The sequence below is a fragment of the uncultured Parasphingorhabdus sp. genome (assembly GCF_963975735.1).
Lineage (GTDB): Bacteria > Pseudomonadota > Alphaproteobacteria > Sphingomonadales > Sphingomonadaceae > Parasphingorhabdus.
The window spans coordinates 101,476-127,303 of the sequence record NZ_CAXBIA010000002.1 but is presented as its reverse complement, the minus strand read 5'-3'; the positions used below and the strand labels follow the sequence as shown (position 1 = coordinate 127,303).

The window sequence follows — 25,828 nt, the reverse complement described above, 5'->3', positions numbered from 1 at the left end:
AGCCGCCCTTTTTCGTATATATCGTTGAAACAATCAGCGCGAATAGAATTCGACGACCAGATTGGGTTCCATTGTCACGGGATAAGGTACTTCGTCCAGTGTCGGGATGCGGACATAGGTTACCTTGTCCGTGCCGTCTGGCGTTACATATTCTGGAATGTCACGCTCTGGCAGGCTCTGTGCTTCGATAACCAGCAGCATTTCCTGTGCCTTGGAACTCAGCGAAATCACGTCGCCCGGTACAACCTTGCGCGAAGCAACATTACATTTGACGCCGTTCACCCGGATATGGCCGTGGCTCACGAGCTGACGGGCAGAAAAGATGGTCGGGGTGAATTTGGCGCGATAGACAACCATGTCGAGACGCTGCTCGAGCAGGCCGATCAGGTTCTGGCTGGTATCGCCTTTCATCGCTGCGGCTTCTTTATAAGCGCGGCGGAACTGCTTTTCCGTCACGTCGCCATAATAGCCTTTGAGCTTCTGCTTGGCGCGCAACTGGATACCGAAGTCGGACAGCTTGCCCTTGCGGCGCTGACCGTGCTGGCCCGGGCCATAGTCGCGACGATTGACGGGAGATTTGGGACGACCCCAGATATTCTCGCCCATGCGGCGATCGAGCTTATATTTTGAACTGGTACGTTTGGTCATATGAATGACTCCTCATTTGCTGTTTCTAAGTCTTCCCGGAACGCACCATCAAAACCTTGAGTCTTGATGCGGCCACCGCTTCACCGGGGTGCGGAGCCAATTGCAAGAGCGGGCCTATGGCGAGCAAACCCGCCATTGTCAACTGTCTTGGCCGGTGAAAATCTTGCGGATATGATAGTCAGGTATCGACTCTCTGACGAGTGACGATTATTGGGCTGGCATGAATGATCCCAAGCCACTGCCGCCCATGGAAACCATGATCGATGTCCGCGAACAAGTGGACCGCGTCGACGCGGAAATCATCGCCCTGATGGCCCAGCGTTTCGCCTGCATGGATGCCGCCGCGCGGATCAAACAGGATCGCAACGTCGTACGTGATGAAGCGCGCAAGGCCGCTGTTCTCCAGAATGTCAAACATCTGGCAGAACAAGCCGGAGTCCCCGTACCCACGATGGCCGCGATCTGGGAAATGCTGGTCGAAACGTCGATCAGTTACGAATTGCAGAAATGGGACCAGCTGCGCAAATAGCGCCTCCGATCAAGGCTTTTCGGCTTTATCCTTGCGGGGAGGCCGTTCCAGCGAAGAGATAACGCCGCGCCAGGTCTTTACCTCTTCATTCGTCCACGCCGGCTTGGTCAGCATATTGCGGAGCGTCACTTTCGTCGCTCCAGCCCGTTCCGCCGGGTAGAAATATCCGTTTTTATCCAGCGCCCGTTCGAGATGCTCATAGAACATGTCCAGTTCTCTCTGCGGAGCCGGTTCTGCCACTTTCTTTTCTAGCGTAGGCTGAACATTGCCGACGCTGTCCGTCTTGGATATTTCATAAGCCACAAGGATGACGGCCTGAGCCAGATTGAGCGATCCGAATTCCGGGTTGATCGGTACGGTTATGATCTTGCGCGCCAGTTCAACATCGACAATTTCCAGTCCGGCCCGCTCCGGCCCGAACAAAATCGCGCATTTTCCGCTCGCCTGCGCCATATCTTCGGCAGCTTCCCAAGGCGTAAGCACCGTCTTGGTCATGCCCCGTTTGCGGACGGTTGTTGCATAGACATGGGCGCAATCAGCCACAGCCTCAGCCGTCGTTTCAAAGACCTGCGCCTGTTCCAGCACTTGGTCTGCGCCCGAAGCCGATGGCCCGGCATCCGGATTTGGCCAGCCGTCCCGCGGTTTGACAATGCGCATTTCGGTCAGGCCGAAATTCAGCATCGCCCGCGCGGCCTTGCCGATATTTTGTCCGAGCTGCGGATTGACCAATATGATTGCGGGCTGGTTGCTCACGCGCCGCCGACATCTTTCAGAGTGCCGGCAAATTCCTTGAAATCCTTGGCCTCGGTAAAATCCTTATAGACCGATGCAAAGCGGATATAGGCAACGCTATCAAGCGCCTTCAGGCCATCCATTACCATCTCGCCGATTTTCTGCGACGGGATTTCGGTCTCGCCACTGGTTTCCAGCTGACGCTGGATGCCCGAGACCAGCTGATCCATCTGCTCCTGCGCTAGACCACGTTTACGGCAAGCGAGCGATACCGACAGATCGATCTTCGACCGGTCAAACGGTTCCTTGCGGTCCTCGCTTTTGACCACGGTTATTTCACGCAATTGCACACGTTCAAATGTCGTGAACCGCGCGCCACAGCCCTCGCACTGGCGACGGCGTCTGATCGTCGTGTTGTCCTCGGTCGGACGGCTGTCTTTGACCTGGCTGTCGTCATGGGCGCAAAAGGGGCAACGCATGTTATGCTTTTCCGATCAATCCTGGTAAATCGGGAAACGGTCGCAAAGCGCCTGTACCCGTTCGCGTACATCGGCTTCAATATCGGGATCCCCCGCATCGCCTTTCTGGCGTAAACCGTCGAGCACATCCGCGACCATATCGCCGATCATCTTGAACTCGGCAGGACCAAAGCCACGGGTGGTACCGGCGGGTGATCCAACGCGGATGCCGCTGGTCTTCATTGGTGGCTGCGGATCATTGGGGATGCTGTTCTTGTTGCAGGTAATGCCTGCCCGCTCGAGCGCTTCGTCGGCGTCACGCCCGGTGATGCCCAGTGGCGACAGATCGATCAGCGCGAGATGGGTGTCGGTGCCGCCGGCAACCACGTCGGCGCCGCGTTCCTTGAGCGTTGCAGCCAGAATTTTCGCATTTTCAATCACGGCAGCGCAATAGCTGGTGAATTCCGGACGGAGTGCTTCACCAAAGGCTACAGCCTTGGCCGCGATCACGTGCATCAAGGGACCACCCTGGAGGCCGGGGAAAACCGCAGAATTGATCTTCTTGGCAATGGCTTCGTCATTGGTCAATATCATCCCGCCACGCGGTCCGCGCAGGGTCTTGTGGGTCGTGGTGGTCACGACGTCTGCATAGCCAAGGGGACTTGGGTGCAATCCGGCGGCAACCAGTCCGGCGAAATGCGCCATGTCGACCATGAACAGGGCACCGACGGAATCGGCGATCGCGCGGAACTTGGCAAAATCAATCTGACGCGGATAGGCAGAGCCGCCCGCGATGATCAGTTTCGGCTGATGTTCCTTGGCGAGCGCTTCGACTTCTTCATAGTTGATCAGATGATCGTCGTCGTTGACTCCATATTGGATCGCGTTGAACCATTTGCCCGACTGGGCCGGTTTCGCGCCGTGGGTCAAATGCCCGCCGGCATCGAGCGACATGCCGAGAATGGTATCGCCCGGCTTGACCAGCGCGAGCATCACCGCGCCGTTTGCCTGCGCTCCGGAATGCGGCTGGACATTGGCAAAGCCGCAGTCAAACAGCTGCTTGGCGCGTTCGATCGCCAGCGTCTCGACCGCATCCGATGGCGCGCAGCCCTGATAATAGCGGCGTCCGGGATAGCCCTCGGCATATTTGTTGGTGAAGACCGAGCCCTGCGCCTGCAGCACCGCCCTGGAAACAATATTTTCCGAGGCGATCAGCTCGATCTGGTTCTGCTGGCGTGCCAGTTCGGAGTTGATCGCGCCGGCAACCGCCGGATCACTTTCATCGACCGAAAAGTCGAAGAAACCGGTCTGTCTGACATCCTGAATATCGGCAGTGTTGCTCATGCGCTTGTTCCTTCAACTTGGGGGGCGGACAATTTATCGACCCGGCGCTGATGCCGGTCGCCGCCAAATGGGGTTTTCAAAAAGATGTCGAGACAGTCTTTCGCGATTTCGATGCCGACCAGCCTTGCGCCCATGGCGATCACATTCGCGTCATTATGTTCCCGCGATAGCCTGGCTGACAGGCCTTCGGAAACCAGCGCACAGCGACAGGCGGGATTGCGGTTGACCGCCATCGAAATGCCGATACCCGAACCGCAGAGCGCTACCCCCCGCTCCGCGCGGCCCGATGCCACTTCGGCGGCAAGCTTATAGCCATAATCGGGATAGTCGACACTGTCGCCGGTCATCGGCCCGAGATCGGTAAGATCATGGCCTGCGTCGTTCAGCCAGTCGACCAGAGCGGCCTTCATATCCAGAGCGGCATGATCAGAGGCAATAGCGATGCGCATGGGCATTTCCTGTAGCGAGAATCGGATGGCCGCTATTTAGTAGACAGTGCCCCGATAGGCCACCAAATATTTGGCGCGGCACAAAGCCGTCAAAGGCCAGTTGGTGACGCCGTCAGATTTCCATCTGGCTGCCGAGCTCCACCACCCGGTTGGTGGGAAGCTTGAAAAACTCCATCGCGGTCGCCGCGTTGCGCAACATCCATGCAAAGAGCTTCTCTCGCCAGACCATCATCTCCGGTTTTTTCGACGGCAGCAAGGTCTGGCGCGACAGGAAGAAGCTGGTGGTCATCATGTCGAATTCCATGCCACAGCCCTTCACCGCTTTCAGAGCCTCGGGCACATCGGTTTCCTGCATGAAGCCAAAATGGAGAATCAGCCGGTAGAAACCGTTACCAAGATCCTTCACTTCGCAGCGTTTGTCGGCATCGACCGTCGGAACATCGTTGATGTTGACGGTCAGAATGACCACCCGTTCGTGGATGACCTTGTTATGCTTGATATTGTGCAGCAGCGCCGATGGTACGCCAGCGGACGAGGACGCCATGAAAATGGCCGTTCCGGGGACCCGGGTGGCGCTATTGGCTGCAGATTTCGTGAATATCTCGATCGGCATGGCCGCTTCCGCCATGTTTTTCCGCATGATCTGGCGCCCTTTGGCCCATGTCGTCAGGATAACGAAAGCGACACCACCAACGGCCAGCGGGAACCAGCCGCCATCGGGAACCTTGGTCAGGTTCGCCGCGAAATAAGCACCGTCAACGATGAAGAAAACGGCCAGCAGCGGAATGGTGATCCACAATTTCCATTTCCACAATACCACCATCACTATGGCCAGCAAGCAGGTGTCGATGAACATCGCGCCGGTAACCGCAATCCCGTAAGCCGAGGCCAGATTGCTTGAGCTCTGGAAGGTCAGCACCAGCAGGATGACTGCAATCATGATCGCCCAGTTGACGAATGGGATATAGATTTGCCCCGCTTCCGACGCGCTGGTGTGCTTGATTGTCAGACGGGGAATGAAGCCGAGCTGGATCGCCTGATGGGTCACCGAGAAAGAGCCGGAAATAACCGCCTGGCTGGCGATGAATGTCGCCATGGTTGCGAGGATAACCAGCGGCAGACGAAGCACTTCCGGCGCCATGATGAAGAACGGACTTTCGATCGCTGCAGCCGCGCCAGCTGCATCGAGAGAGAGGATCATCGCGCCCTGACCGAAATAATTGCACAACAAAGCCGGCATCACGAAACCATACCAGGCAATTCGCATCGGCTTCTTGCCGAAATGGCCCATGTCGGCAAATAGCGCCTCGGAACCGGTAACCGCCAGCACTACCGAACCCAGCGCCAGAAACGCCTTGACCCCGTCGGTTATGAAAAATTGTACGGCATACCATGGGTTGAAAGCATATAGGACCGAAGGATGACCGATAATCTGGATGATACCGAGCGTCCCGATAACGGTGAAATAGACAAACATCACCGGCGCAAACAATGCGCCTATTTTCGCGGTGCCACGAGACTGGATCAGGAACAGAAATACCAGCAGGGTCAGCGCGATAGGGATTACCAGATGGCCCAGTCCGGGCTGGACAACGGTCAATCCTTCGACCGCCGAAAGCACCGAAATCGCGGGCGTAATCATGCTGTCGCCATAGAAGAGCGCGGTGGCGAATACACCGAGCAATATCGCCAGCCAGCCATATTTTGATCGTCGCATGGCGCCGGAAATCAGCGCCACAAGTGCCAGGCTACCGCCCTGCCCCTTGTTGTCCGCGCGCATGGTGATGCTGACATATTGGATCGTCACCACCAGCGTCATCGACCAGAAAATCAGGCTGACCACGCCGAGAACATGGATACGGTCGAGTTCCAGCGGATGGGCACCGATAAACGTCTCGCGAAACGCGTATAGTGGGCTGGTACCGATGTCGCCGAACACGATCCCGATCGCGCCTGCGGCGAGCTTGGCTATGGCGCTGTTACGTTGTGGCGAACCGTGCGTTTGCACTGTGCTGCCTGACGATTCTGCACTTTCGGTTTGTTCTGCGGACATTGGTTAGCCGTTAAGGCGATACCCCGATCAATTTGGACACAACAAGTTATTTACTGGCAATCGTGTCAGCAAGCGCGCGCGACTAGCACGGGCCATTAGCGGGTGCAACAAAGCGACGAACAGCTAATATCAACTCATTCATAACAAAAGGCTTTTTACTGCCCAGTCGGTAATTCTGGTTTGACCGGCAGCGAAGGTTGTATCTTTTCCATCGTCGCCAGTCGCGACTCGAGATCAGCTCGCCAGGGCGCATCCTCGCTGCTCCGGGCCAATAATTCGGTCCAGATCGCCCGCGCCTGATCAATCTTGCCCGACTGTGCATAGGCAAGTCCCAGAAAAAACGGTGGTCCGGGGTGTTCGGGTGACAGATCGGCGGCTTTCTGAAAGGCGAATTGCGCAGCCGGCGTGATCACGCCATCGGCATGTACGACCAGCGCATTGCCCAATCCGACCCACAGATCGGGGTCATCGGGATGTTCTCTCACGCCGTTGCGCAAATAATTGGCGGCAGCACCATGCTTGCCTGTACGGTTAAGGGAGTCGGAAAAAACCAGCCATTCCCGCGCGGTTCCGAAACGTTCGCCCATCTCGTTACGTGCGTCAATTGTATCATCGTCAAAGCTATTGGGCTTTTCGGTCGGCTCGATCGAGACCCCGGCCATGCCGGGATGTCCCTGCCAGGCGTAACCGGCAATACCCAGCAACAGCGCGGCAGCGGTAATTTCATATGTGGGTCGAGGCATTTTACCCACGAAGATCAGCGCAGCAGCACAAGCCAGTACAAAAAGAAAAATTATGATCCAGCCCATCATTCATCATCCTTGGGTTTGCGGAAACGTCCACGCGCCAGCCACAAGGCGGCAAGCAACAGGATGATCGGCGCAATCCACAGCGGCCATGTGACCGCCGAAGCTATCGGCGGATTGTAGGACACCCAATTTCCATAGCGTTCAACGAGCCAGCTTCTGACCTGCTCCGGCGTTTCACCCGCGGCGATTCTCTCCCGCACCTGGCTGCGCATATCGCCCGCCATCGGCGCGTTGCTGTCGGCAATCGACTGACTCTGGCATTTGAGACAGCGCAGTTCATCCATCAGGTCACGCGCAGCGGCTTCCTGTTGCGGGTCATCCAGTTGCCGGTTGGCATAAGGCGCGGGCGGCAGGCCGGTCTGCGCTACAACCGGGACCGCAAGACACATGGTGATCAGCAGAACAAGCAAACGCTTCATTTCGCGTCCTCCAGCAATTTCAGAAGCTCGGGAACATCTTCTTCACGGATATCTCCGATATGCTGATGGACGATGATGCCATTGCCATCGATCACAAAAGTCTCCGGAACGCCGGATGACCCCAGTTCAAGCTGGACCTTGCTGGTCGTGTCGGTACCGATCCGGGCATAAGGATTGCCCCAGCGGTTGAGAAAATTGGCAATATCTTCGGGCGTATCGCGGCTGGCGATCGCGTTGATCTCGACCCCGGCCTTTTGCAGCGCCAACAATTGCGGAGCTTCCGCAATGCACGGCACGCACCAACTAGCGAAGATATTGAGCAATGTCGGCTTGCCTTGTGCGAGATCGGCACTGCTTACAGCTGGCCGCTGTTCAACCGCAGCGGGCAAGGCAAATGCAGGCATCGGCTTGCCCACCATCTTGCTCTCGATGATATTATCCTTGGGCATGATCAGGCCGGTCGCCACTGCGGCAAAGAAGATGCCGAAAAGCACGAGCGGCAACCAGAGCAGCCAGCGATTCATATCATAGCCTCGGCATATTCGCGCTGCTTGCGCTGTTTATAGCCGCGCCGCAATCGACCGATCATCGCGAGCAATCCGCCCAGCGCGACCAATATTCCGCCAAACCAGATCAACGGAACAAATGGTTTCCACCAGACCCGTATCTGCCAGCGACCCTGGCTGTCGCCATCACCCAGCACCACATAGAGCTGCCCGTTCCAGCGGGTCAGCAGCGCGGCTTCGCTGGTCTGCGTCTGGGCGGCGGCAAACATCCGGTTTTGCGGTGCGATCTCACGGATGGTCCCGTCGCCATATTGCGCAGTGATCCGGCTTTCGAGCGCGGTCCAGTTGGGCCCCGCCATCGGTTCGATTGCGTCAAATTTCAATTTCCATTTGTTGATGGAAATTTCGTCGCCCGGCCTTGCCGCGACCAGATTTTCCTCGGTAAAGCTGCTTTCGCACGCCATGCCGACGAGAGCGACCGCGATACCGAAATGGGCGATGACCATGCCGTAAGTGTGCAGTGGCGTGCGCCGCAGGTTGCGTTTCCACAATGGCGCGAAACTGGCAACGGCGACCCCGGCGGCCAGGCCAAGGCCGAGCAATGCGAGGACCGACATGCCGGTGGTAAACAAAGCCAAAGCAAATAAAGCAGCGGCTGCGACCAGAATCGGGATCGAGATGCGGTTGAGCAACGCTTTGGAACTATCGCGTCGCCAGCGTAGCAGCGGGCCTGCGGCCATGACTGCTACCAGCATCAGGGCGAGCGGCCCGGTCGCGAGATTGAAATAGGGAGGTCCAACGGACAGCTTGTCCCCGGTCAACGCTTCGACCAGCAAGGGATAAAGCGTACCAATGAAGACCAGCGCCAATATCACCGAAAGCAGCAGATTGTTGGCAACCAGCGCGCCTTCCCGGCTGACCAGCTCGAACCGCGATCCTTCTTTCACAGTGCTGACGCGCAACGCAAACAGAGCCATGGCGCCACCAATATAGAGGGCGAGCAGAGCCAGAATGAAGCTGCCTCTTTCCGGATCGACGGCAAAGGCATGAACGCTGGTCAAAATGCCGGAGCGTACGAGGAATGTACCGATCATCGACATCGAGAAAGCGACCACAGCCAGCATCAGCGTCCACGCGCGCAATCCGTCGCGCGTCGCAAGGACGGTTACGGAATGAAGCAACGCTGTCGCCGCCAGCCATGGCATAAGCGACGCATTTTCAACCGGATCCCAGAACCACCAGCCACCCCAGCCCAGTTCATAATAAGCCCAATAGCTGCCCGCAGTGATACCGAGCGTCAGAAATATCCACGCGCCCAGCACCCATGGCCGCATCGCCTTGGCAAAATCGGCCCCGACGTCGCGGGTAATCATCGCGCCAACAGCGAAGGAGAAGGCCACCGAAAGGCCGACATAGCCGAAATAGAGTGTTGGCGGATGAAAGGCGAGACCGGGATCCTGGAGCAGAGGATTGAGCCCCTGCCCTTCAGCCGGGATTGGAAACATCCGTTCGAACGGGTTGGAGGAAATCAGCAGGAAGGCATAAAAGCCGATGCTGATAAAGGCTTGCGCTGCAAGAGTAGCGACCAGAGTCCTGGTTTTCAGCGAACGTTCGAATAATGCGATAAAGGCGCCAGCCAATCCCATCACCGTCACCCACAGCAGCATCGATCCTTCGTGATTGCCCCAGGTTCCGGCAAATTTATAAATGAACGGCTTTACCGAGGCGCTGTTCATTACCACCAGTCTGACCGACATGTCGGAACGCAGGAACAGCCAGATCAGGAGCAGGAACGACAACGCGACAAAGAGTCCCTGCGCAACCGCGACCGGCCGGATTGCCGCAAAATATTCCTGCCGGTCAGCGCGCAACCCAATCGCACCCAGAGCAAATTGCAGGAGCGCGAGCGCAGCGGCCAGCCAAAGCGCGATCAGTCCCGTTTCGGCGATCATTGGACCAGCGTCTCCGTTTTATGTTTGCCGGATGTCATATCAATGCCCTCCAGCTCGCGCGGAATATAATTTTCATCATGTTTGGCGAGCAAGGTCTCGGCGACAAACATGCCGTTGGCATCCAGCCGGCCGTCGGCGACCACACCGGAACCCTCGACAAATAGATCGGGCGTGATGCCGGTATAAGTAACTTTTTGCCGCGCGGTGCCGTCCTGCACGAAGAATTCCACCGTCACACCGTCAGCCGAGCGCTGGATCGAACCCTCTTCGACCATGCCGCCAAGGCGAATAGCCGAACCTGCTTCCGGTTTCTTTTCGGCAATATCTGACGGGGTGTAGAAATAGCTCGCCTGATCCTGCAGCGCATAGGCGGCCAGCGAACCGGCCCCGATCAGTGCAACCACCGCCAGCAGAACCAGAGTTAATCTTTGATGCTTTGCTTTCATTTCCGCTTACTCAACTGATCTGCCTTGCGTTCCGCCCTGCGCATCGTAACAAAACTGTTCACGATAACCGCTGCCGTGCCCATGAGTACTATGGCATAGGATGCAAAGACAAAAGGCCAGTGGTTCATTCGGCTGCCATCCTTTTTAGCCGGGCATCGACTTTGGTCTGCGCCAGACTGGCGCGCATCCGCATAAGCACAATCGCACCGAATAAGAGAGAGAAACCTATCGCCGAAACCAATAGAGGCCATAAATAGAGAGCATCTATCGTGGATTTTCCCATGATGCTGATGCTCGTACCCTGATGCTGGGTCTCCCACCATTCGACCGAAAAGCGGATGATCGGCAGATTGACGATACCGACGACACCGAAAATGGCGGCAATCCGGCTCTGGCCATTGGCCTTGCTGGTTTCGTTCGCCAGCACGATATAGGCGAGATAGAGAAAGAACAGCACCAGCATCGAGGTCAGACGACCGTCCCAGACCCACCATGTCCCCCATGCCGGACGCCCCCAGATCGATCCGGTGATCAGACATAAAAGAGAAAACAACGCCCCGGGCACCGCTATCGCACGCGCCGCGTGCGAGGCCAGCGGATGCCGCCAGATCAGCTCGGACACGCTAGCAATAGCAATGCCCGACCATCCGGCCATGCCGAGCCACGCCATCGGCACGTGAACGAAGATGATCTTTACCGTATCACCCTGCAACCGCTCGGCCGGTGTCGCCCACAGGCCCCATATGCATGCAGTCAATACCATGGCGATGCCGCCGAACAGCAGGAACGGCGTCAGCGGCCTGGCAAGGGACAGGAAATGGGCGGGATTGGCATATGCGTGCATGGGTAAAGCGATATTGCCTCGGTTGCGGATGATCAACATCAATCGCGGGTTTCGATGGCAGAAGCGGGGCGAGGCGACAAGTGCTTTTGCGATTTGCGATAGTTTGCAGCCTTGAAAATCCACAGACCGGCCGTTTCCCGACCACTATCCACGACCTTTATGCCCGTCCTGACTAGTGGACGGTTATCTTTGTCAATTCTTTGGCATGTTTCAGCGCGGCGGCATAATCGGCTTCGAAAAATATACTGGCCTTGTCATCGGACAAGCCGATACGCGCGAGCATTTTCTTCGGCTGTGGCTGTACGCCGGACAAGATGATCTTGGCGCCAGACACGCTGGCCTGTTCGATAAATTCCTCGATCATCGTCACCCCGCTCGCGTCAAGCATCGGCACAAGCCGCATCCGCAAGATGATCACCTTGGGCGTCCGTCCGATCTTGCGCATCGCATCGAGCAATTCGCCCGCCACGCCGAAAAACACCGGTCCGCTGATCCGGAACACTTCAACGCCTTTCGGAAGATCATCGCGCTGAGTCAGATCATCGCCATGAGATCCGTCATCATGGTCTGGTGCATTGCCGTTGTCGAACAGCACGGTCTCGCTCATCCGCGCCATGAACAGCAGCGACGCCAGGGTCACCCCGACACCGATCGCCACCGTCAGATCGACCAATATGGTCAGCCCGAAGGTCAGCAACAGCACGGCCCGGTCACTGTTGGGCATGCGCAGCAAGGCGATGAACCGGTCGATTTCGCACATGCCCCATGCGACGACGAAGAGGATAGCGGCCAGTGCCGCCATCGGCACATAAGCCATCAGATCGCTGCCGAACAAGATGAACACCAATATGAACAGCGCGTGCATCATGCCGGCCACCGGGGTTTTCGCTCCCGCCTTGATATTCGTCGCCGTCCGCGCAATCGCGCCGGTTGCAGGCAGACCGCCGAACGCCACCGAGCCGAGATTGGCAATCCCCTGCCCGATCAGCTCCTGGTTGGAACGGTGGCGGGTGCCGGTCATGCCGTCAGCGACGACCGCCGACAGCAGCGCCTCGATCCCGGCGAGAAAGGCAATGGTAAATGCCGAGGGCAGCAATTCAACTATTCGTGCCCAGGACAGCGCCGGCAGTGACGGCATCGGCATCGTCGTCGGCATGTCCGGGAAACGCGTACCGATGGTATCGACCGGAAGCTTGAGCAACGCGACTACCGCTGCCGCCACTATCAGGGCGATGAGGAAGCCGGGCAATCTGGGGGCAAATCTTCGCAGCGCGATAATCAGTGAAAAAGCGCCGAGGCCGACCAGCAAGGTCTCGAGATGCACCGTTGATATCGCCCCGAAATAGGCCTGCCATTTGGGCAGAAATTCCGAAGGTACATTTTCGAGCGAAAGGCCCAGAAAATCCTTCACCTGGCTGGAAGCTATGATCACGGCGATCCCGGCGGTAAAGCCGGTCACCACCGGATGGGGGATGAACTTGATCAGGCGCCCGATCTTGAACGCACCGGCGGCAATCAGGATCAGCCCGGCCATAAATGCAGCGACGAGCAGACCATCATAGCCGTGCTGGGCGATGACATTGAACACGACCACAACAAAGGCACCCGTGGGTCCTCCGACCTGAACCCGCGAACCGCCCAGAAAGGAAATCATGAATCCGGCAATGACAGCGGTGATCAGACCCTTGTCGGGCGATGCGCCGCTGGCGATGGCCAGCGCCATCGACAGTGGCAGCGCGACTATGGCAACTGTTAGCCCGGCAATGGCATCGGCTTTGAACAGGCCGGGAGTATAGCCTTCGCGCATGGTCGTGATGATCTTGGGAGTGAAGCTATGCACCGGACGAGCCTCTATTCGGCTTCTGCATCTGGCGTGGCCTTGTCGAACAGGATCGAACCGACTGGACTTGCTGCCTTGCCATCCATCGTCTCGCGCAAACGCACCCCGCGGCCGATCCCGATGCTCGATGCATTCTCGCCGATCAGTTCGATTCCGCTATTCTCCAGCGCGCCGATAACCTTGACCAACGTGTCGACGACGCCGCGCACCTGTCCGTCGGACGCCTCCATCCGCTGGATCGTCGGCAAGGAAAGCCCGGCCAGTTCCGCCAATTGCCTCTGATCGATACCCAGCATGGCTCGCGATGCCCGCATTTGTTGCGAAGTGATCATTTATCTATCCATTATCATATATTAAACATCAAATATCAGTATTAACAATTTATTCTGAGTCTGTATAGTGACCTTTCATCGTTTACGGTGACTCGGAAGCAGTGATCCGGACAAGAAAATAGACATGATGACGTTCACCTTGGCGATGCGGCCTGCACTTTGACTGACCCGCTCATCGCCATCACGGTCGCAGGAAGGACATCCTGCGACTGTCAAATGCAAGCGGCTGGCACGAAGCCGGCCCATATTTCCAATGACAATTGGACGGGATAAAATTGATGGCCGGATTTGAAACTTTGCTGGACAGAATCGTTGACGACATGCCGGGCGATGAAACTGCCGCCCTGGATAACGTGGACGAATATAGCGCCCCTGATTTACCAAAAACCACGCTTCAGGCAGCCGTCCGTGGCCTGCGTGGCCGCTGCCCCAGCTGCGGCAAGGGCCATATGTTTCCGCGACTGCTCAAACCGATGGACCGTTGCCCGATCTGCGGTCAGGACTGGACCGCTCAGCAGGCGGATGATTTCCCTGCCTATGTCGCCATCATCGTGACGGGACATATTCTGGCACCGGTCATCATCTTCATGATCAACGAAACCGATTTCTCCATGTGGACCAATCTGGCGATCATAATAATATTGGGGCTCATTCTGCTGGGTTCGTTGCTGCAACCAGCAAAAGGCGCGATCATTGCCATGCAATGGTGGATGGGATTGCACGGTTTTGAGAAGCCTCCCCGGCCAGCCCCGGCCGACGCGTCCGACAAGCTTCAGGATCACCGATAGCCGAAATTCCGGGAATGAACGCTCGTTCCCCCGCCCCGCTTTTGCCAATTTGCGGCCTGTAACGGAACCGTAATCAAAGATTCATCCCGGAGTCTTCAAAACGGTCATTTCCCTTCACAATTAGCGCCTAGAGGCCCGGTACATCAGATTTACCGGAGGGCATAATGGCTAGAATATCTAGATTTCGCAAAGAGTTACTAATCGGATCAGCCGGCATTTTGCTGACCCTTCCTGGGCTGGCATCGGCAGGTACAGTCAGCGGCGTGGTCAGCGATCCCAGCGACACCAGAGGATTGCAGTCGGCGCAGGTCCGTATTGTCGAACTGGACCGTGTCGTCACCACCAGCCGCGATGGCAGCTACAGATTTCCCGAAGTCCCCGCCGGCACCTATACGCTGGAAACGCGCTATGTCGGCGCGGACACCGGTCAAAGCAGCATAACGGTCACCGAAACCGGACCCACCGTCGCCAACATCCTGTTGCAGACCGGATCGGGAATGGAAATTCTGGTCATCGGCCAAAGCGCCAATCAGGCCAGTTCGCTCTCCCGCAAGCGCGAGGCGGACGGTGTAAGCTCGGTGATCACCCGCGATTCCATCGGCCAGTTTCCCGACCAGAATGTTGCTGAATCCCTCCGCCGGGTAGCCGGTGTCAACATCCTGAACGATCAGGGCGAAGGCCGGTTTGTCTCGGTACGCGGGCTTGATCCGAATTTGAACGCTTCCTCCCTGAACGGCGTCCGCATCCCCTCCCCTGAAAGCGATGTCCGGTCGGTCGCGCTCGATGTGATTTCGAGCGACCTCATTGAATCGATCGAAATCAAGAAATCGCTGACCCCCGACATGGATGCGGACACGATCGGCGCTTCGATCGAAATCAAGACCGTCAGCGCCTTCGACCGCAAGAAAGACCTGCTGACCGGCAAGATCGAGGGCAGCTACAATGACTATGCCGGCCATGTTTCACCAAAGGGCAGCATCGATTTCTCGACCCGTCTGACCGACAATATCGGCGTCGCCGGCGGCCTGTCTTATTACAAGCGCAAGTTTGAAACCGATAATATCGAAGCCGAAGGCTGGGACACCAATGACGATGGCGTCGTCTATGCCGAAGAGGTCCAGTATCGCGACTATGATGTCGAACGCGAACGGATCAGCGCTTCGCTCTCTTTCGATTTCCGCGCCAGCGACAGCACAGAATTATATGCCCGCGGTATCTACAGCCAGTTTGACGATCAGGAATATCGCACTCGGACAACCTTCAAGCTCGACGAACAAGCGAGCAGCGGCGACGCCGATAGCGCCCTGTTTGACGACGCCGATGGCGAGATCGAGATCGAACGCGATGTAAAAGACCGGTTCGAGACCCAGAAAATCCGGTCGGTCGTGCTCGGCGGCAAGACCGAAACCGGTCCCTGGAAAATCGAATATTCGGGTAGCTGGTCAAAATCGAGCGAATATGAAAATGGTTCGCTCGATCCCAGCACCTTTTCCAACAAATTCGAAGGCGACGGCGTTGGTGTATTGTTCGACTATAGCGACGCCCGGATGCCGCTTTACAGCATTGTTTCCGGAGCGGCTCTTGCCAATGACGCCAGCGTCTACGAGCTGGATGATGTTGAACTGACCACCTTGTCGGACGCGCAGGACGAAGAATATTCGGCCCGACTGGACGTCTCCCGTATTTTTGCAATGGATGGTGGCGACTTCACCGTTCAGGGCGGCTTCAAGGGGCGCTGGCGCGAGAAAAGCCACGACAATAATGTAGAATTCTATGAGGACAGCACCGGCAATTATACATTGGCCGACGTACTGGGCAAACAAACCTATCGCATCACCGACCTCGGTCCGGTCGCCAGCCACACAGGACCAACGGAATATTTCCGCGCCAATTTCGGAGATTTCGAGCTGCAGGAAATCGATAGCCAGTTTGATTCCGCTGTTTCCGACTATGTGAATCAGGAGGATATTTACGCCGGCTATCTTCTTGGTCGCTGGGACAGCGACAAGCTGCGGGTCATCGGCGGTCTCCGTTTCGAACGGACCGAAAATGTCATTTCCGCCAACACCGTGACATTGGTCGAGGAAGATGCGACCTTCGGTGGCGTACTGTTTACCGAGAATACGGTCGTTGTCGCTCCCAACAGCTTCTCGCGTAGCTATGATGACTGGTTGCCAAGCCTGAATATCCGCTTCGAACCGCAGCGCAATCTGGTGCTGCGCGCTGCTGGCTATCGCAGCATCGTTCGCCCCAACCTGTCCGATCTCGCTCCCCGCTTCGCGGTCGAGCAGAATGATGACGACGAGCGCGAAGGTGAATTTGGCAATCCGGACCTCCAGCCCTATGAAGCCTGGAACTTCGACGCTTCGGCCGAATATTATTTCAGTTCGAACGGCGCGCTGACGGCCAATGTCTTTTACAAGGACATCAAGAATTTCATCGTCGATTCGCTTGAGGAAAACGGCACCCGCTTCGGCATCGACTTTGACGAGGCAACCATCCCGATCAACGGTAGCAGCGCCGAAGTCTTCGGTATCGAACTGGGCTTTGCGCAAGCGCTCAATTTCCTGCCCGATCCACTCGACGGCTTTCTCGTCAACTTCAACTATACCTATACCGATGCGACCGGCACGGTGCCGACCGATGGCGACGTCACTGATCTGCGCAGCATCACTCTGCCGAGCAGCTCCAAGCATACGTTCAACGCGGTGCTGGGTTACGAGAAGGGTCCGTTCGATTTCCGGCTGGCAGGCACTTATCGAGATCGCTATCTCGACGAGCTCGGTGCGGAAGCCAGCGAGGACCGCTATGTCGACAATCATTTCCAGCTCGACGCCAGCGTGAAATTCAAGCTGAACAAGAATGTGCGGTTGTTTGCGGAATGGATCAACATCAACAATGCCAAATATTTCGCCTATCAGAATTTCGAATCGACCCAGAGACTGCTGCAATATGAAGAATATGGCTCGACATTCAAATTTGGCGCAAAGATAACAATGTGATGAAAAATGCTGCACTTTTGCTGCTTTTGAGCAGCGCCGCCCTTGCCGGATGTACGGCCCAAACCGGCTTGGCTTCATCCGCCACCTCAGCAGTACCGACGCTGGAACTGACCGCAGATGCGGAAACGGTTCCGGTCGGTACGGTCAACCGCGACGCTGCGGATGATCCGGCGATCTGGCGCAATGCCAAGGATCCGGCGAAAAGCTTGATCATCGGCACCGACAAGCGCGCCGGGCTTTATGTCTACGGGCTGGACGGATCGAAGAAATCCTTCCTCCCCGAAGGCGAGCTTAACAATGTCGATCTGCGCGAAGTCATGATTGACGGGAAAAAGACCGTGCTGATCGGCGCAAGCATCCGCAATGACCCTGCCAATGCCCATGTCGGCCTCTACGAGCTCGACACTGAAACCGCTATATTGTCGCTTTTGGGCAAATATCCCGCGGGTACCGGCGAAGCTTATGGTTTTTGCTTTGGTCAGGATCACGGCGGTGAAGTCTTTGCCTATATGATCGAGAAAAGCGGCTTCGTCCGTGAACTGACCCTGTCCTTTGCCGGTGGCAAAGCGACATCAAAGATCACGCGGGAATATAAGCTGGCCACTCAGCCGGAAGGCTGCGTAGTCGATGACCGCACCGGACGCCTCTATGTCGGCGAGGAAAATGCCGGCATCTGGCTTTTCAATCTGGACGCAGACAATTTCGCGCCACAGCGCTTTGCCAATATCAACGGCCGTGAACTGGTCGCTGATGTCGAAGGCCTTGCACTGGCAGCCGAAGGTGAAAATGGTGGCTATCTGGTCGCCTCCAGCCAGGGCGACAATGCCTATGTGCTCTATGACCTGACCACAGGCGCCTATGTAAACCGCTTCCGTCTCGTCGACGGCGCCATCGACGGCACCTCTGAAACAGACGGTATCGAAGTCATATTGGGCGACTTTGGCCCGGCCTATCCAGAAGGTCTGATGGTGATGCAGGATGGTGCAAATGAAGGCGGCACGCAAAATTTCAAGCTGGTCAGCTGGTCCAAAATCAAGGCTGCGGTCACGCCATAATATCGAAGATCTGGACGGCAGGAAGCGCTTTTGCAGCGCTCTCTTCCGTCATTCCGTCCAAGCTTCTTTCCTACAGCCGACCCGATAAGCTATTCTCTGGCCTGTCCTTCGCGATGCGTCGGACAGGCTCTTTGACATTTGAACAAGATGATAGTCCTCGCCCATGAACAGCAACCCCGCTCGAATTGGCACAGGATTGAAAGATTACACTAGGCCGCGAATTGACAGTTAGAAAATGTCAGAAATTAGCGATTTTCGAGCAAAGATTACACAAAATAAAATGGTCAATTTGTGTCAGGTTCGCAATGCGCTTAGCCTCGGCCGATCAGGGCCATCGCCAAATTGTCCGCGACATCGGAATCCGGCAATTTCTGTGAATCGCTCTGTTCCCAGATTTCGGTAAGCCGCTCAGGAATCATCGCAACTCGGCGGTTCACTTCCTTGACATCGCCGTCGCCGAAATATTCGAGGCCAACGCTGATGATACCACCCGAGTTGATAACATAATCCGGCGCGAACAGGATGTTACGGTCAAAGATTCGCTGTCCGTCTTCGGGAGTCGCCAGCTGATTATTGGCGCCGCCTGCAACAATTGGAACATTGAGATGGGCAATAGAGACCTTGTCCAATATCGCGCCCAAGGCATTGGGACTGAACACATCCGCCTCGATCCGCATGACTTCATCGAGGCCGACGACCGTCGCGCCAATTTCCTTCGCCAGCGCTGCGGCATGGTCCTTGTTGATGTCGGCGATGCTCAATTTCGCGCCGTCTTTGGCGAGCAAACGGGCAAGACCGCCACCGACGCTGCCAACGCCCTGGATCGCGACATGAACGCCGTCCATCGTGTCACTGCCAAGCTTGTGCGCCACCGCGGCCTTGACGCCAAGATAGACGCCCATCGCCGTGAACGGCCCCGGGTCACCACCGGCTTCGCCGCTATTGCTGACCGGCAGGCCGGAGACATATTTGGTCTCTTTGGTCAGAGCGACCATGTCAGCAGCGGTGATTCCGACATCTTCCGCGGTCACATATTGTCCGCCAAGCGACTCGATCATCCGCCCGAAAGCGGCGAGCATTTCCGGTGTCTTGGTGCGATTTCGGTCGGCGAGAATGACGGCTTTGCCGCCACCCAGCGGCAAACCGGCCATCGCGTTCTTGAAGCTCATGCCGCGCGACAGGCGCAACACATCGGTTACTGCGGTTTCGCGATTCTCGTAATGCCAGAAACGGGTGCCACCGGCTCCGGGGCCGAGATGGGTGCTGTGCAAGGCGACAATCGCGCTGAGGCCGGTTTCTACATCATGGAAAAAATGGACCGCTTCATGGTCGTCAAAATCCGGCAAATCCCACATCACGCTCATGACGGTTATCCTTGGCAATTGGAGTAATTAAATATCCCATAGCTGTAATTTAATTACAAATAAAGAAAGACTTTGCCGCAAGGTCAGGTGGTGATGACCTTGTGCTTCATCTGCTTCTCTAGGGAAAAATGGGGCGATCGAGGGGTCTTGAACCCCCGACCTCCGGTACCACAAACCGGCGCTCTAACCAACTGAGCTACGATCGCCACAAGCCGCGCACTATATAGCCGCATTGCGGAGCGGTGCATAGGGATAGCAGATAGCAATCGTCAAGCATTTAGCGGGGCAATATTGAATTAAAGCGCATCGCCGCGCTGACGATGAACAAGGCGACCCGGTCGCCGTGCTGCATCGATCAACGCCCGCTCCTCGACCAGCGCACTTTGCATCTCGACGGTCAGGTCGGCCCGGAACCAGCGTGTGGTCAGCTTGACCTGGCTCTGGACTTCGGACGTTGCTCCCAGACTGGCCGGATAGGACTGCGCCCAAAAATCATTCAGGCTGCCATATCCCAGTTCCGGCCGCCGCCCGAGAAACTGCCGTGCTGGCGTCAGATCGGATGGAACCGCTCCCAGCATAGCCAGCAATATCGCCTGCTCGGGCCGCAGCGTATTGATATTGATCGGCGACAGATCAGTCGTCGGCAAGGCGCATGTCCACGGTGCCAAGCGAACAAAAATATCATCGGACACACCTTTGATCGTTCGCAACTCGCTGACATCGTCGATCAGCGCATTGGCCGTGCGATAGGGATTCTCCTGCTGCAGATAATATTGATCCTCTGCCCCGCGTGGTGCCGCCACCATATCGCTGTCGATCCAGTCGGCAACCGATTCCGCAATATCCGCCGCATCGCCGTCCAATATGCCAAGCATCACCATGAGCCGCGAAAATTGCGCCATCCCTTCCGGCCTTGCCGACAGAATATCCTGCTGCTGTGTCACGAGGCTGTTGATGTTGAAACAATTGCCACCGTCGGCAAGCGAGGCAGCGACAAGTCCTCCCGGCACCGGGAATTTCTGCTCCCGACCGTTCCAGCCGCCAACATTGATCGTCCGGCCGGGAGACGCGGATACAATCTCTTCGGCAGATTGAATCCCGATGGATTCGGCTGCGATCAGATAAGCCTTGGCCTGTGAGAGTTCCCGCGAGTTGGAGGCCAGCTTGGTGGCGCCGGCCAAGCGGTCAATCCCGTGTGCCGCCAGTATCGCGATCACCGCAACCAGCAGTAAAACCGTCAACAACGCCGCACCGCGTTCCTTTTCCGTCCCGATTTCCTGCAATTTTCTCACAAATAGCCCGTCCCGACCAGAAATAGGTGACGATAACGCCGCCCATCCTGCTCAAACTGCATTTCGATCGCACGCGGCAAGTCGGTCAGCCTCTCGGTTTCCCAGCCATTCGACCACTGCCCTCGCTTGTTGCGAAAACGCAACTCGAATGAACCCAAGTTCGAGATCAGAACCGCAGGCTGGTCGATGGATCCGCCATCGGTCATCCGGTAACGCCAGCGTTCGAGATTCCCGTCCTGCAGCCGATATTCTACCCGTTCCAGATTGGACCGGGCCTGGCCATTGATATTGCTCTGACCACCCCGGGTAAATTTCAGCAGTGCTTTCTCCGCCCCAGCGGTCTCGCTGGCGAAAGCCGGCATCCGATCACCGTGATCATCGCGATATGTGCGCGGCAACGTCTGGCTCAAATCGGCTTCCATCAAGGAAACGAAGCGCTGCATTTCTGCCATCTGGCCAAGCTTCCCGGCAGTTACCTCATCGCTGTCAACCGCGGACCGGAGCATGATCACCCCGGCCACCGACAACATGGCGAAAATGAACAGCGCGACCATCATCTCGACCAGAGTGAAGCCATTGCGATTGCGGGATTCGGCAGGATTTTTTTCCATCAACCTCCCTTATATTCAGATTGGCCCGAGCCGCAAACAGCGGTTGCGATCAACTGGGATTCATTTATCGTAACATGAGGTAGTTAGGAACAATTTTGGACGTTCATATGACAGATGCCAATGATACATCGGCTGACTATCTGGTCGCATTGGGAAAGGTACAGCGGTTTCCGCGCAAGGAAATCGAATTATGTATCGTCAAAAATTTCCTTAGCTCCGAAGAATGTAACAAACTTGTGACGCTGATCGACGACAGACGGCGCCCTTCGACCATTGCTGATCCGAACGGTGACGACTATTTTCGTACGAGCGAAACCTGCGACCTTGACCACGAGGACAGTTTCGTGGCGGAGATTGACGCGAAGATCTGCAGCTTTGCCAATATCGACAAGCAATTTGGCGAACCTTTACAGGGTCAACGCTATGCCGTTGGCCAGGAATTCAAGGCGCACACCGATTTTTTCGACCCCCATGGTCAGGATTTTCAGAAATATTGCTCAATCGCCGGGCAGCGCACCTGGACATTCATGCTCTATCTCAATGCACCAGACGCGGGGGGTGCCACACGCTTCACCCATTTCAAGAAGAGCTTTATCCCTGAGACCGGTACAATGCTGTGCTGGAATAACAGGAATTTCGATGGTAGCGTCAACAACTGGACACTGCATCACGGGATGAAAGTCCGTAGCGGCACAAAATATGTGATCACCAAATGGTATCGCGAAAAACCCTGGCCATGGAACGGTTGAATAAATTGCACCCAAAACCATGAAACTCAGCCGCTACCGGCCCGGCCCCGGCATGATGGTATCCGCCGCCTTCATCGGTCCGGGAACCGTCACCGCATGCACATTGGCAGGCGCAAATTTCGGTTTTGCGCTGCTCTGGGCTCTGGCATTTGCGACCGTCACCACCATCATTCTCCAGTCCTTTGCAGTCCGCATCGCGCTGGTTACTCAGCTTGGGCTGGCAGAGGCGATGCTCAAATCCGTCGCGTCGCCGATAATTCGTGGACTGGCCGCCCTGCTCCTGATTTCCGCGCTGGTACTAGGCAATGCAGCCTATGAGGCGGGCAATATGTCCGGCGCGGCGCTTGGCCTTGAAGCGATCAACGGCGGTCCATTATCCTTTGGTATTGCGCCAGTCATCATCACCATTGCCCTGTTCGCATCGGCCATGCTGATATTCTCGAAACCGAAATGGATAGAGAATATCCTGATCCTGCTGGTATTGTTAATGAGCGCTGCCTTTCTCCTGACCTTTCTGCTGATCAGGCCGGATCTCGGATCATTGTTGAAAGGCTTTGTCCCATCCATTCCGGAAGGGGGGCTGATGACCGCGATCGCGCTCATCGGCACGACCATCGTACCCTATAATCTGTTTCTCCATGCGGCGAGCGTGCGTGAGCGCTGGGATAAAGAGCAATTGCCCGAGGCACAGCTAGACACCACGGTTTCGATCGGTATCGGCGGACTGGTGTCGATGACAATATTGGCAACGGCAGCGGCCAGCCTGTTTGGCAGCGGCAAGACAATCGAAAATGCGGTCGACATGGCCGAGCAGCTCACTCCATTGTTCGGCAGCATGGCGACCGTCACGCTCGGCGCAGGCTTGTTTGCAGCCGGTTTGACTTCCGCCATCACCGCTCCATTGGCTACCGGTTATATCGTGCAGGAGATTTTCAAGTCTTCCAAGTCTCGCAAGCCGTTCCAGATCGGCGCGCTGATTGTGATCCTCTCGGGAACATTCGCAGCTCTGCTAGGCTATCGTCCGGTTGAACTGATATTCGTGGCCCAGATTGCCAACGGGCTTTTGCTGCCCATCGTTGCGGTTTTTCTACTCAAACTGGCCAACAACAAGAAACTGCTCGGACAATATGCCAATGGCCTCAAGGCCAATATCTTGGGGGCGGTCATTTTACTGATAACCACCGCTTTGGGTTTCCGGTTAATAGCACGCGCTCTGGGGTTCTGGCCATGACATCGGCGATCGATCTGAATGCTGACCTTGGCGAGGACGAGAGTCCTGCTGGTATCGCTCGCGATATCGCAATCATGGATATCGTCTCCAGCTGCAACATTGCCTGCGGCGGCCATGCCGGTTCGCCCGCAAGCATGCGGACCATGCTGGCGGCTGCCAAGTCGAGGCATATCGCGGCCGGAGCCCATCCCTCCTACCCCGATCGCAGCGGCTTCGGTCGCCAATCGATGAATATCACATTGGAAGATTTGGAAGCATGTTTGACCAGCCAGTTGCACGATATCACGACCATAGCGGAACAAGCCGGCATCCCGCTACGCCATCTCAAACCTCATGGTGCCTTGTATAACGACGCCCAGGATGATCCGGAGCTCGCCGGGCTCCTCGTCGAGCTGGCAAAAGGAAGCAATCTTGCGCTGGTTGGCATGCCACGATCCCTCATCCAGAAGAAGGCGATGGCGAGAAAAATATCATTCATTGCCGAAGCCTTTATCGATCGGCGATATACCGGAAACGGTCGGTTGACGCCTCGCAGCGAGGCCGGAGCCGTGCTCGCAGACGAGGACGAACGTCTCGGTCAGGGGCTGGCACTGGCACAAGGAACCGAACTGACTGCAAAGGATGGAAGCCTCCTGAAGATTGATGCACACAGCCTGTGTCTTCATTCGGATAGCGATGGTGCTCTGGAAACCGCAAAGAAAATGCGTCGGGCGCTGGAAAATGTCGGCCTAGTGATCAGGCCTGTCAGCTAGTGACGGACCGCGAACCGGCTATCCACGCGTGCGATGACTGGATCAGCATCACATTGCCCGACTGGAAAGCTGTTCTGGCCGCACAAATTGCCTTTTCTACAGAAGGTCATTGGATAGAAATTGTCCCCGGCCTCGACAGTATAGCCGTCCAGTTCGACCCTGCAGTTGTTTCGCCCGATGACGCTGTCAACATGGTTCGATATCAACTGGATCGTGCGGCACCCGTCTCCGAGGAATCACATAATTCATTAACGATTCCAGTATGTTATGATGAACAATTGGCTCCTGATCGCGACCATGTGGCGAGAAAGTTGGAGATAGCAGTGGAGGCATTGCCATCCTGGCATGCATCTCTCCTGCAACGCGTGGCCATGCTGGGCTTCATGCCCGGCTTTGCCTATCTTGAAAGCACGGAATCATGCCCCGGCATTGGCCGCCTGGAAAATCCCAGACAATTGGTAAAAGCCGGTTCCATTGGCATCATTGGCCGGCAAAGCTGCATCTATTCCTTCGATAGCCCTGGCGGCTGGCCGATTATCGGTCGCACACCGATCCGCCTGTTTGATCCCTCGAAAAACCAGCCAACCTTGCTTTCGCCCGGAGATTCTGTGCGCTTCGAGCCGATTTCGAAAGATGCTTTCGACAATTGGCCACGGGAAACGAACACATGAGCATCACCGTTTTAAAAGCCGGGCTGCAAACGACTTTACAGGGCGCACCTTTTGCCGGACACCGGCATCTCGGCATGCCCGCCGCCGGCGCAGCCGATTGCCTTTCCCTGGCATTGGCAAATTTTCTGGTCGGCAAGTCTTGCAATAAACTCGCGATCGAGATCACACTCACCGACGCGCTTTTTCAAATGGACGAGCCCTGCTCTATCTCTGTCGTCGGTGCCGCGGAATATGTCCGGATCAATGGCCGAGACCGCCCCCAGCACCAGTCTCTGAAAGTCATCGCAGGAGACCAGCTCGACATTGGTCCGAGCCGTCCGGGATGCCGGACCTATTTGTCCGTATCGGCGAATATTCATGCAGACCAATTGCTTGATGGGCAGTCAACCTGTCTCGCTGCGGGTCTCGGCGGATTTCACGGGCGAGCGCTCAGGAAAGACGATATCCTAGCCTTCACGCCGGATTCCCTAGTCGCGGCCGTGGAAAGAACCACGCCAGAAGGTCTCCGGCTACATTATAGCGATGACCGTGTGCTGCGAGTTATACGGGGTCCCGAGGCTGTTGATGCTCGTGCAAGGCTGCTGGATGATCTATGCCGGACCCAATATGTTGTAGGAGCACGCGCCAATCGGATGGGCTTGGCACTGGAAGGCGCGCCTCTAAGCGCTCGCGACTCGTCCAATATGTCTAGCGCAGCAGTTTTTCCCGGAACAATACAGTTGCCGCCGAGCGGTCAACCTTATCTGCTTGGTGCCGATGCGCAGACAACCGGAGGCTATCCCCGGATTGCGCAGGTTATCAAAGCCGACCGTCATTTGATCGGGCAACTGGGTGCGGGTGCACGGATTCAGTTTGTAGAAACCACGACTGACCGAGCCACAGAAATCTATCAGGAAAAGCTTTCCCTCCTGAAGTCATGGCTGGGCCAGATCAAATTGTGGTAATTTATCGA

27 protein-coding genes and 1 tRNA gene are annotated in these 25,828 nt (G+C 56.5%); 9 read left to right on the top strand and 19 right to left on the bottom strand.

Features of this window, described 5'->3' with window-relative positions:
• Positions 1 to 33: 33 nt before the first annotated feature.
• On the bottom strand, positions 34 to 648 hold the full coding sequence (gene rpsD, locus AACZ86_RS04180) for a 30S ribosomal protein S4 (protein ID WP_339689580.1): 615 nt from the start codon (positions 646 to 648) through the stop codon (positions 34 to 36).
• A 220-nt stretch (positions 649 to 868) separates the two neighbouring features.
• Here rpsD and AACZ86_RS04175 point away from each other — a divergent pair, with 220 nt between their 5' ends.
• A complete protein-coding gene (locus AACZ86_RS04175; RefSeq protein WP_339689579.1) occupies positions 869 to 1,177 on the top strand; it encodes a chorismate mutase in 309 nt (102 codons plus the stop codon).
• A 9-nt stretch (positions 1,178 to 1,186) separates the two neighbouring features.
• Here the strand turns inward: AACZ86_RS04175 and AACZ86_RS04170 are convergent, their stop codons facing one another.
• From AACZ86_RS04170 to AACZ86_RS04105, 14 genes are all read right to left on the bottom strand, one after another.
• Positions 1,187 to 1,930, bottom strand: coding sequence for an RNA methyltransferase (locus AACZ86_RS04170; protein WP_339689576.1), 744 nt, complete (start codon positions 1,928 to 1,930; stop codon positions 1,187 to 1,189).
• Positions 1,927 to 2,388, bottom strand: a complete 462-nt coding sequence (gene nrdR / locus AACZ86_RS04165; protein ID WP_339689574.1) for a transcriptional regulator NrdR — start codon at positions 2,386 to 2,388, stop codon at positions 1,927 to 1,929. Before nrdR ends, AACZ86_RS04170 begins: the two co-directional genes overlap by 4 nt.
• Before the next feature lie 15 nt (positions 2,389 to 2,403).
• Positions 2,404 to 3,711 (bottom strand): serine hydroxymethyltransferase, encoded by a 1,308-nt coding sequence (glyA, locus tag AACZ86_RS04160; RefSeq protein ID WP_339689571.1) that lies wholly within the window; start codon positions 3,709 to 3,711, stop codon positions 2,404 to 2,406.
• Positions 3,708 to 4,160 carry a ribose 5-phosphate isomerase B gene (gene rpiB / locus AACZ86_RS04155; protein ID WP_339689569.1) on the bottom strand — a complete coding sequence of 151 codons (453 nt, stop codon included), beginning with the start codon at positions 4,158 to 4,160 and terminating at the stop codon, positions 3,708 to 3,710. Before rpiB ends, glyA begins: the two co-directional genes overlap by 4 nt.
• 112 nt (positions 4,161 to 4,272) lie before the next feature.
• Entirely contained in the window at positions 4,273 to 6,213 is a 1,941-nt protein-coding gene (locus AACZ86_RS04150; protein WP_339689568.1) for a potassium transporter Kup, read from the bottom strand.
• A gap of 155 nt (positions 6,214 to 6,368) precedes the next feature.
• Positions 6,369 to 7,025 (bottom strand): tetratricopeptide repeat protein, encoded by a 657-nt coding sequence (locus AACZ86_RS04145; protein WP_339689566.1) that lies wholly within the window; start codon positions 7,023 to 7,025, stop codon positions 6,369 to 6,371.
• A complete protein-coding gene (locus AACZ86_RS04140) occupies positions 7,022 to 7,441 on the bottom strand; it encodes a cytochrome c-type biogenesis protein (RefSeq protein WP_339689564.1) in 420 nt (139 codons plus the stop codon). The genes AACZ86_RS04145 and AACZ86_RS04140 overlap by 4 nt, the downstream gene beginning before the upstream one ends.
• Positions 7,438 to 7,965 (bottom strand): DsbE family thiol:disulfide interchange protein, encoded by a 528-nt coding sequence (locus tag AACZ86_RS04135; protein WP_339689562.1) that lies wholly within the window; start codon positions 7,963 to 7,965, stop codon positions 7,438 to 7,440. Before AACZ86_RS04135 ends, AACZ86_RS04140 begins: the two co-directional genes overlap by 4 nt.
• The gene (locus AACZ86_RS04130) at positions 7,962 to 9,899 is read right to left on the bottom strand and encodes a heme lyase CcmF/NrfE family subunit (RefSeq protein WP_339689561.1); all 1,938 of its coding nucleotides are present in this window, start codon (positions 9,897 to 9,899) and stop codon (positions 7,962 to 7,964) included. The genes AACZ86_RS04135 and AACZ86_RS04130 overlap by 4 nt, the downstream gene beginning before the upstream one ends.
• Positions 9,896 to 10,345, bottom strand: a complete 450-nt coding sequence (gene ccmE / locus AACZ86_RS04125) for a cytochrome c maturation protein CcmE (protein ID WP_339689560.1) — start codon at positions 10,343 to 10,345, stop codon at positions 9,896 to 9,898. The genes AACZ86_RS04130 and ccmE overlap by 4 nt, the downstream gene beginning before the upstream one ends.
• A complete protein-coding gene (locus AACZ86_RS04120) occupies positions 10,342 to 10,473 on the bottom strand; it encodes a hypothetical protein (RefSeq protein WP_339689558.1) in 132 nt (43 codons plus the stop codon). The genes ccmE and AACZ86_RS04120 overlap by 4 nt, the downstream gene beginning before the upstream one ends.
• Positions 10,470 to 11,189, bottom strand: coding sequence for a heme ABC transporter permease CcmC (ccmC, locus tag AACZ86_RS04115; RefSeq protein WP_339689557.1), 720 nt, complete (start codon positions 11,187 to 11,189; stop codon positions 10,470 to 10,472). Before ccmC ends, AACZ86_RS04120 begins: the two co-directional genes overlap by 4 nt.
• 172 nt (positions 11,190 to 11,361) lie before the next feature.
• The gene (locus AACZ86_RS04110; protein WP_339689554.1) at positions 11,362 to 13,029 is read right to left on the bottom strand and encodes a SulP family inorganic anion transporter; all 1,668 of its coding nucleotides are present in this window, start codon (positions 13,027 to 13,029) and stop codon (positions 11,362 to 11,364) included.
• A gap of 11 nt (positions 13,030 to 13,040) precedes the next feature.
• Positions 13,041 to 13,361, bottom strand: coding sequence for a helix-turn-helix transcriptional regulator (locus AACZ86_RS04105; RefSeq protein ID WP_339689552.1), 321 nt, complete (start codon positions 13,359 to 13,361; stop codon positions 13,041 to 13,043).
• 278 nt (positions 13,362 to 13,639) lie between these two features.
• On the opposite strand from AACZ86_RS04105, the gene AACZ86_RS04100 reads away from it, so the two are divergent.
• The 3 genes from AACZ86_RS04100 (at position 13,640) to AACZ86_RS04090 (ending at position 18,206) form a co-directional block, all read left to right on the top strand.
• A complete protein-coding gene (locus AACZ86_RS04100) occupies positions 13,640 to 14,149 on the top strand; it encodes a DUF983 domain-containing protein (RefSeq protein WP_339689549.1) in 510 nt (169 codons plus the stop codon).
• Positions 14,150 to 14,313: 164 nt separating this feature from the next.
• Positions 14,314 to 17,151 carry a TonB-dependent receptor gene (locus tag AACZ86_RS04095; RefSeq protein ID WP_339689546.1) on the top strand — a complete coding sequence of 946 codons (2,838 nt, stop codon included), beginning with the start codon at positions 14,314 to 14,316 and terminating at the stop codon, positions 17,149 to 17,151.
• Positions 17,151 to 18,206 carry a phytase gene (locus AACZ86_RS04090; protein WP_339689545.1) on the top strand — a complete coding sequence of 352 codons (1,056 nt, stop codon included), beginning with the start codon at positions 17,151 to 17,153 and terminating at the stop codon, positions 18,204 to 18,206. The genes AACZ86_RS04095 and AACZ86_RS04090 overlap by 1 nt, the downstream gene beginning before the upstream one ends.
• A gap of 311 nt (positions 18,207 to 18,517) precedes the next feature.
• Here AACZ86_RS04090 and AACZ86_RS04085 read toward each other — a convergent pair whose 3' ends face one another.
• The 4 genes from AACZ86_RS04085 to gspJ form a co-directional block, all read right to left on the bottom strand.
• A complete protein-coding gene (locus AACZ86_RS04085) occupies positions 18,518 to 19,570 on the bottom strand; it encodes a Glu/Leu/Phe/Val dehydrogenase dimerization domain-containing protein (RefSeq protein ID WP_339689542.1) in 1,053 nt (350 codons plus the stop codon).
• Between the two features lie 129 nt (positions 19,571 to 19,699).
• Positions 19,700 to 19,776: transfer RNA gene (locus tag AACZ86_RS04080), tRNA-His, on the bottom strand.
• Positions 19,777 to 19,866: 90 nt separating this feature from the next.
• A complete protein-coding gene (gspK, locus tag AACZ86_RS04075; RefSeq protein WP_339689539.1) occupies positions 19,867 to 20,862 on the bottom strand; it encodes a type II secretion system minor pseudopilin GspK in 996 nt (331 codons plus the stop codon).
• Positions 20,859 to 21,473 (bottom strand): type II secretion system minor pseudopilin GspJ, encoded by a 615-nt coding sequence (gene gspJ / locus AACZ86_RS04070; protein ID WP_339689538.1) that lies wholly within the window; start codon positions 21,471 to 21,473, stop codon positions 20,859 to 20,861. The genes gspK and gspJ overlap by 4 nt, the downstream gene beginning before the upstream one ends.
• Positions 21,474 to 21,580: 107 nt before the next feature.
• Between gspJ and AACZ86_RS04065 the strand changes: the two genes are divergently transcribed.
• Genes AACZ86_RS04065 through AACZ86_RS04045 form a run of 5 tightly spaced genes read left to right on the top strand, consistent with a single transcriptional unit; the run spans position 21,581 to position 25,820 of the window.
• On the top strand, positions 21,581 to 22,222 hold the full coding sequence (locus tag AACZ86_RS04065) for a 2OG-Fe(II) oxygenase (RefSeq protein ID WP_339689536.1): 642 nt from the start codon (positions 21,581 to 21,583) through the stop codon (positions 22,220 to 22,222).
• 19 nt (positions 22,223 to 22,241) lie between these two features.
• Positions 22,242 to 23,453, top strand: coding sequence for an Nramp family divalent metal transporter (locus tag AACZ86_RS04060; RefSeq protein ID WP_339689534.1), 1,212 nt, complete (start codon positions 22,242 to 22,244; stop codon positions 23,451 to 23,453).
• Positions 23,450 to 24,205 carry a 5-oxoprolinase subunit PxpA gene (gene pxpA / locus AACZ86_RS04055; protein ID WP_339689532.1) on the top strand — a complete coding sequence of 252 codons (756 nt, stop codon included), beginning with the start codon at positions 23,450 to 23,452 and terminating at the stop codon, positions 24,203 to 24,205. Before AACZ86_RS04060 ends, pxpA begins: the two co-directional genes overlap by 4 nt.
• A 53-nt stretch (positions 24,206 to 24,258) precedes the next feature.
• On the top strand, positions 24,259 to 24,876 hold the full coding sequence (locus AACZ86_RS04050; RefSeq protein WP_339689530.1) for a carboxyltransferase domain-containing protein: 618 nt from the start codon (positions 24,259 to 24,261) through the stop codon (positions 24,874 to 24,876).
• Entirely contained in the window at positions 24,873 to 25,820 is a 948-nt protein-coding gene (locus AACZ86_RS04045) for a biotin-dependent carboxyltransferase family protein (protein WP_339689527.1), read from the top strand. Before AACZ86_RS04050 ends, AACZ86_RS04045 begins: the two co-directional genes overlap by 4 nt.
• Positions 25,821 to 25,828 lie beyond the last annotated feature (8 nt).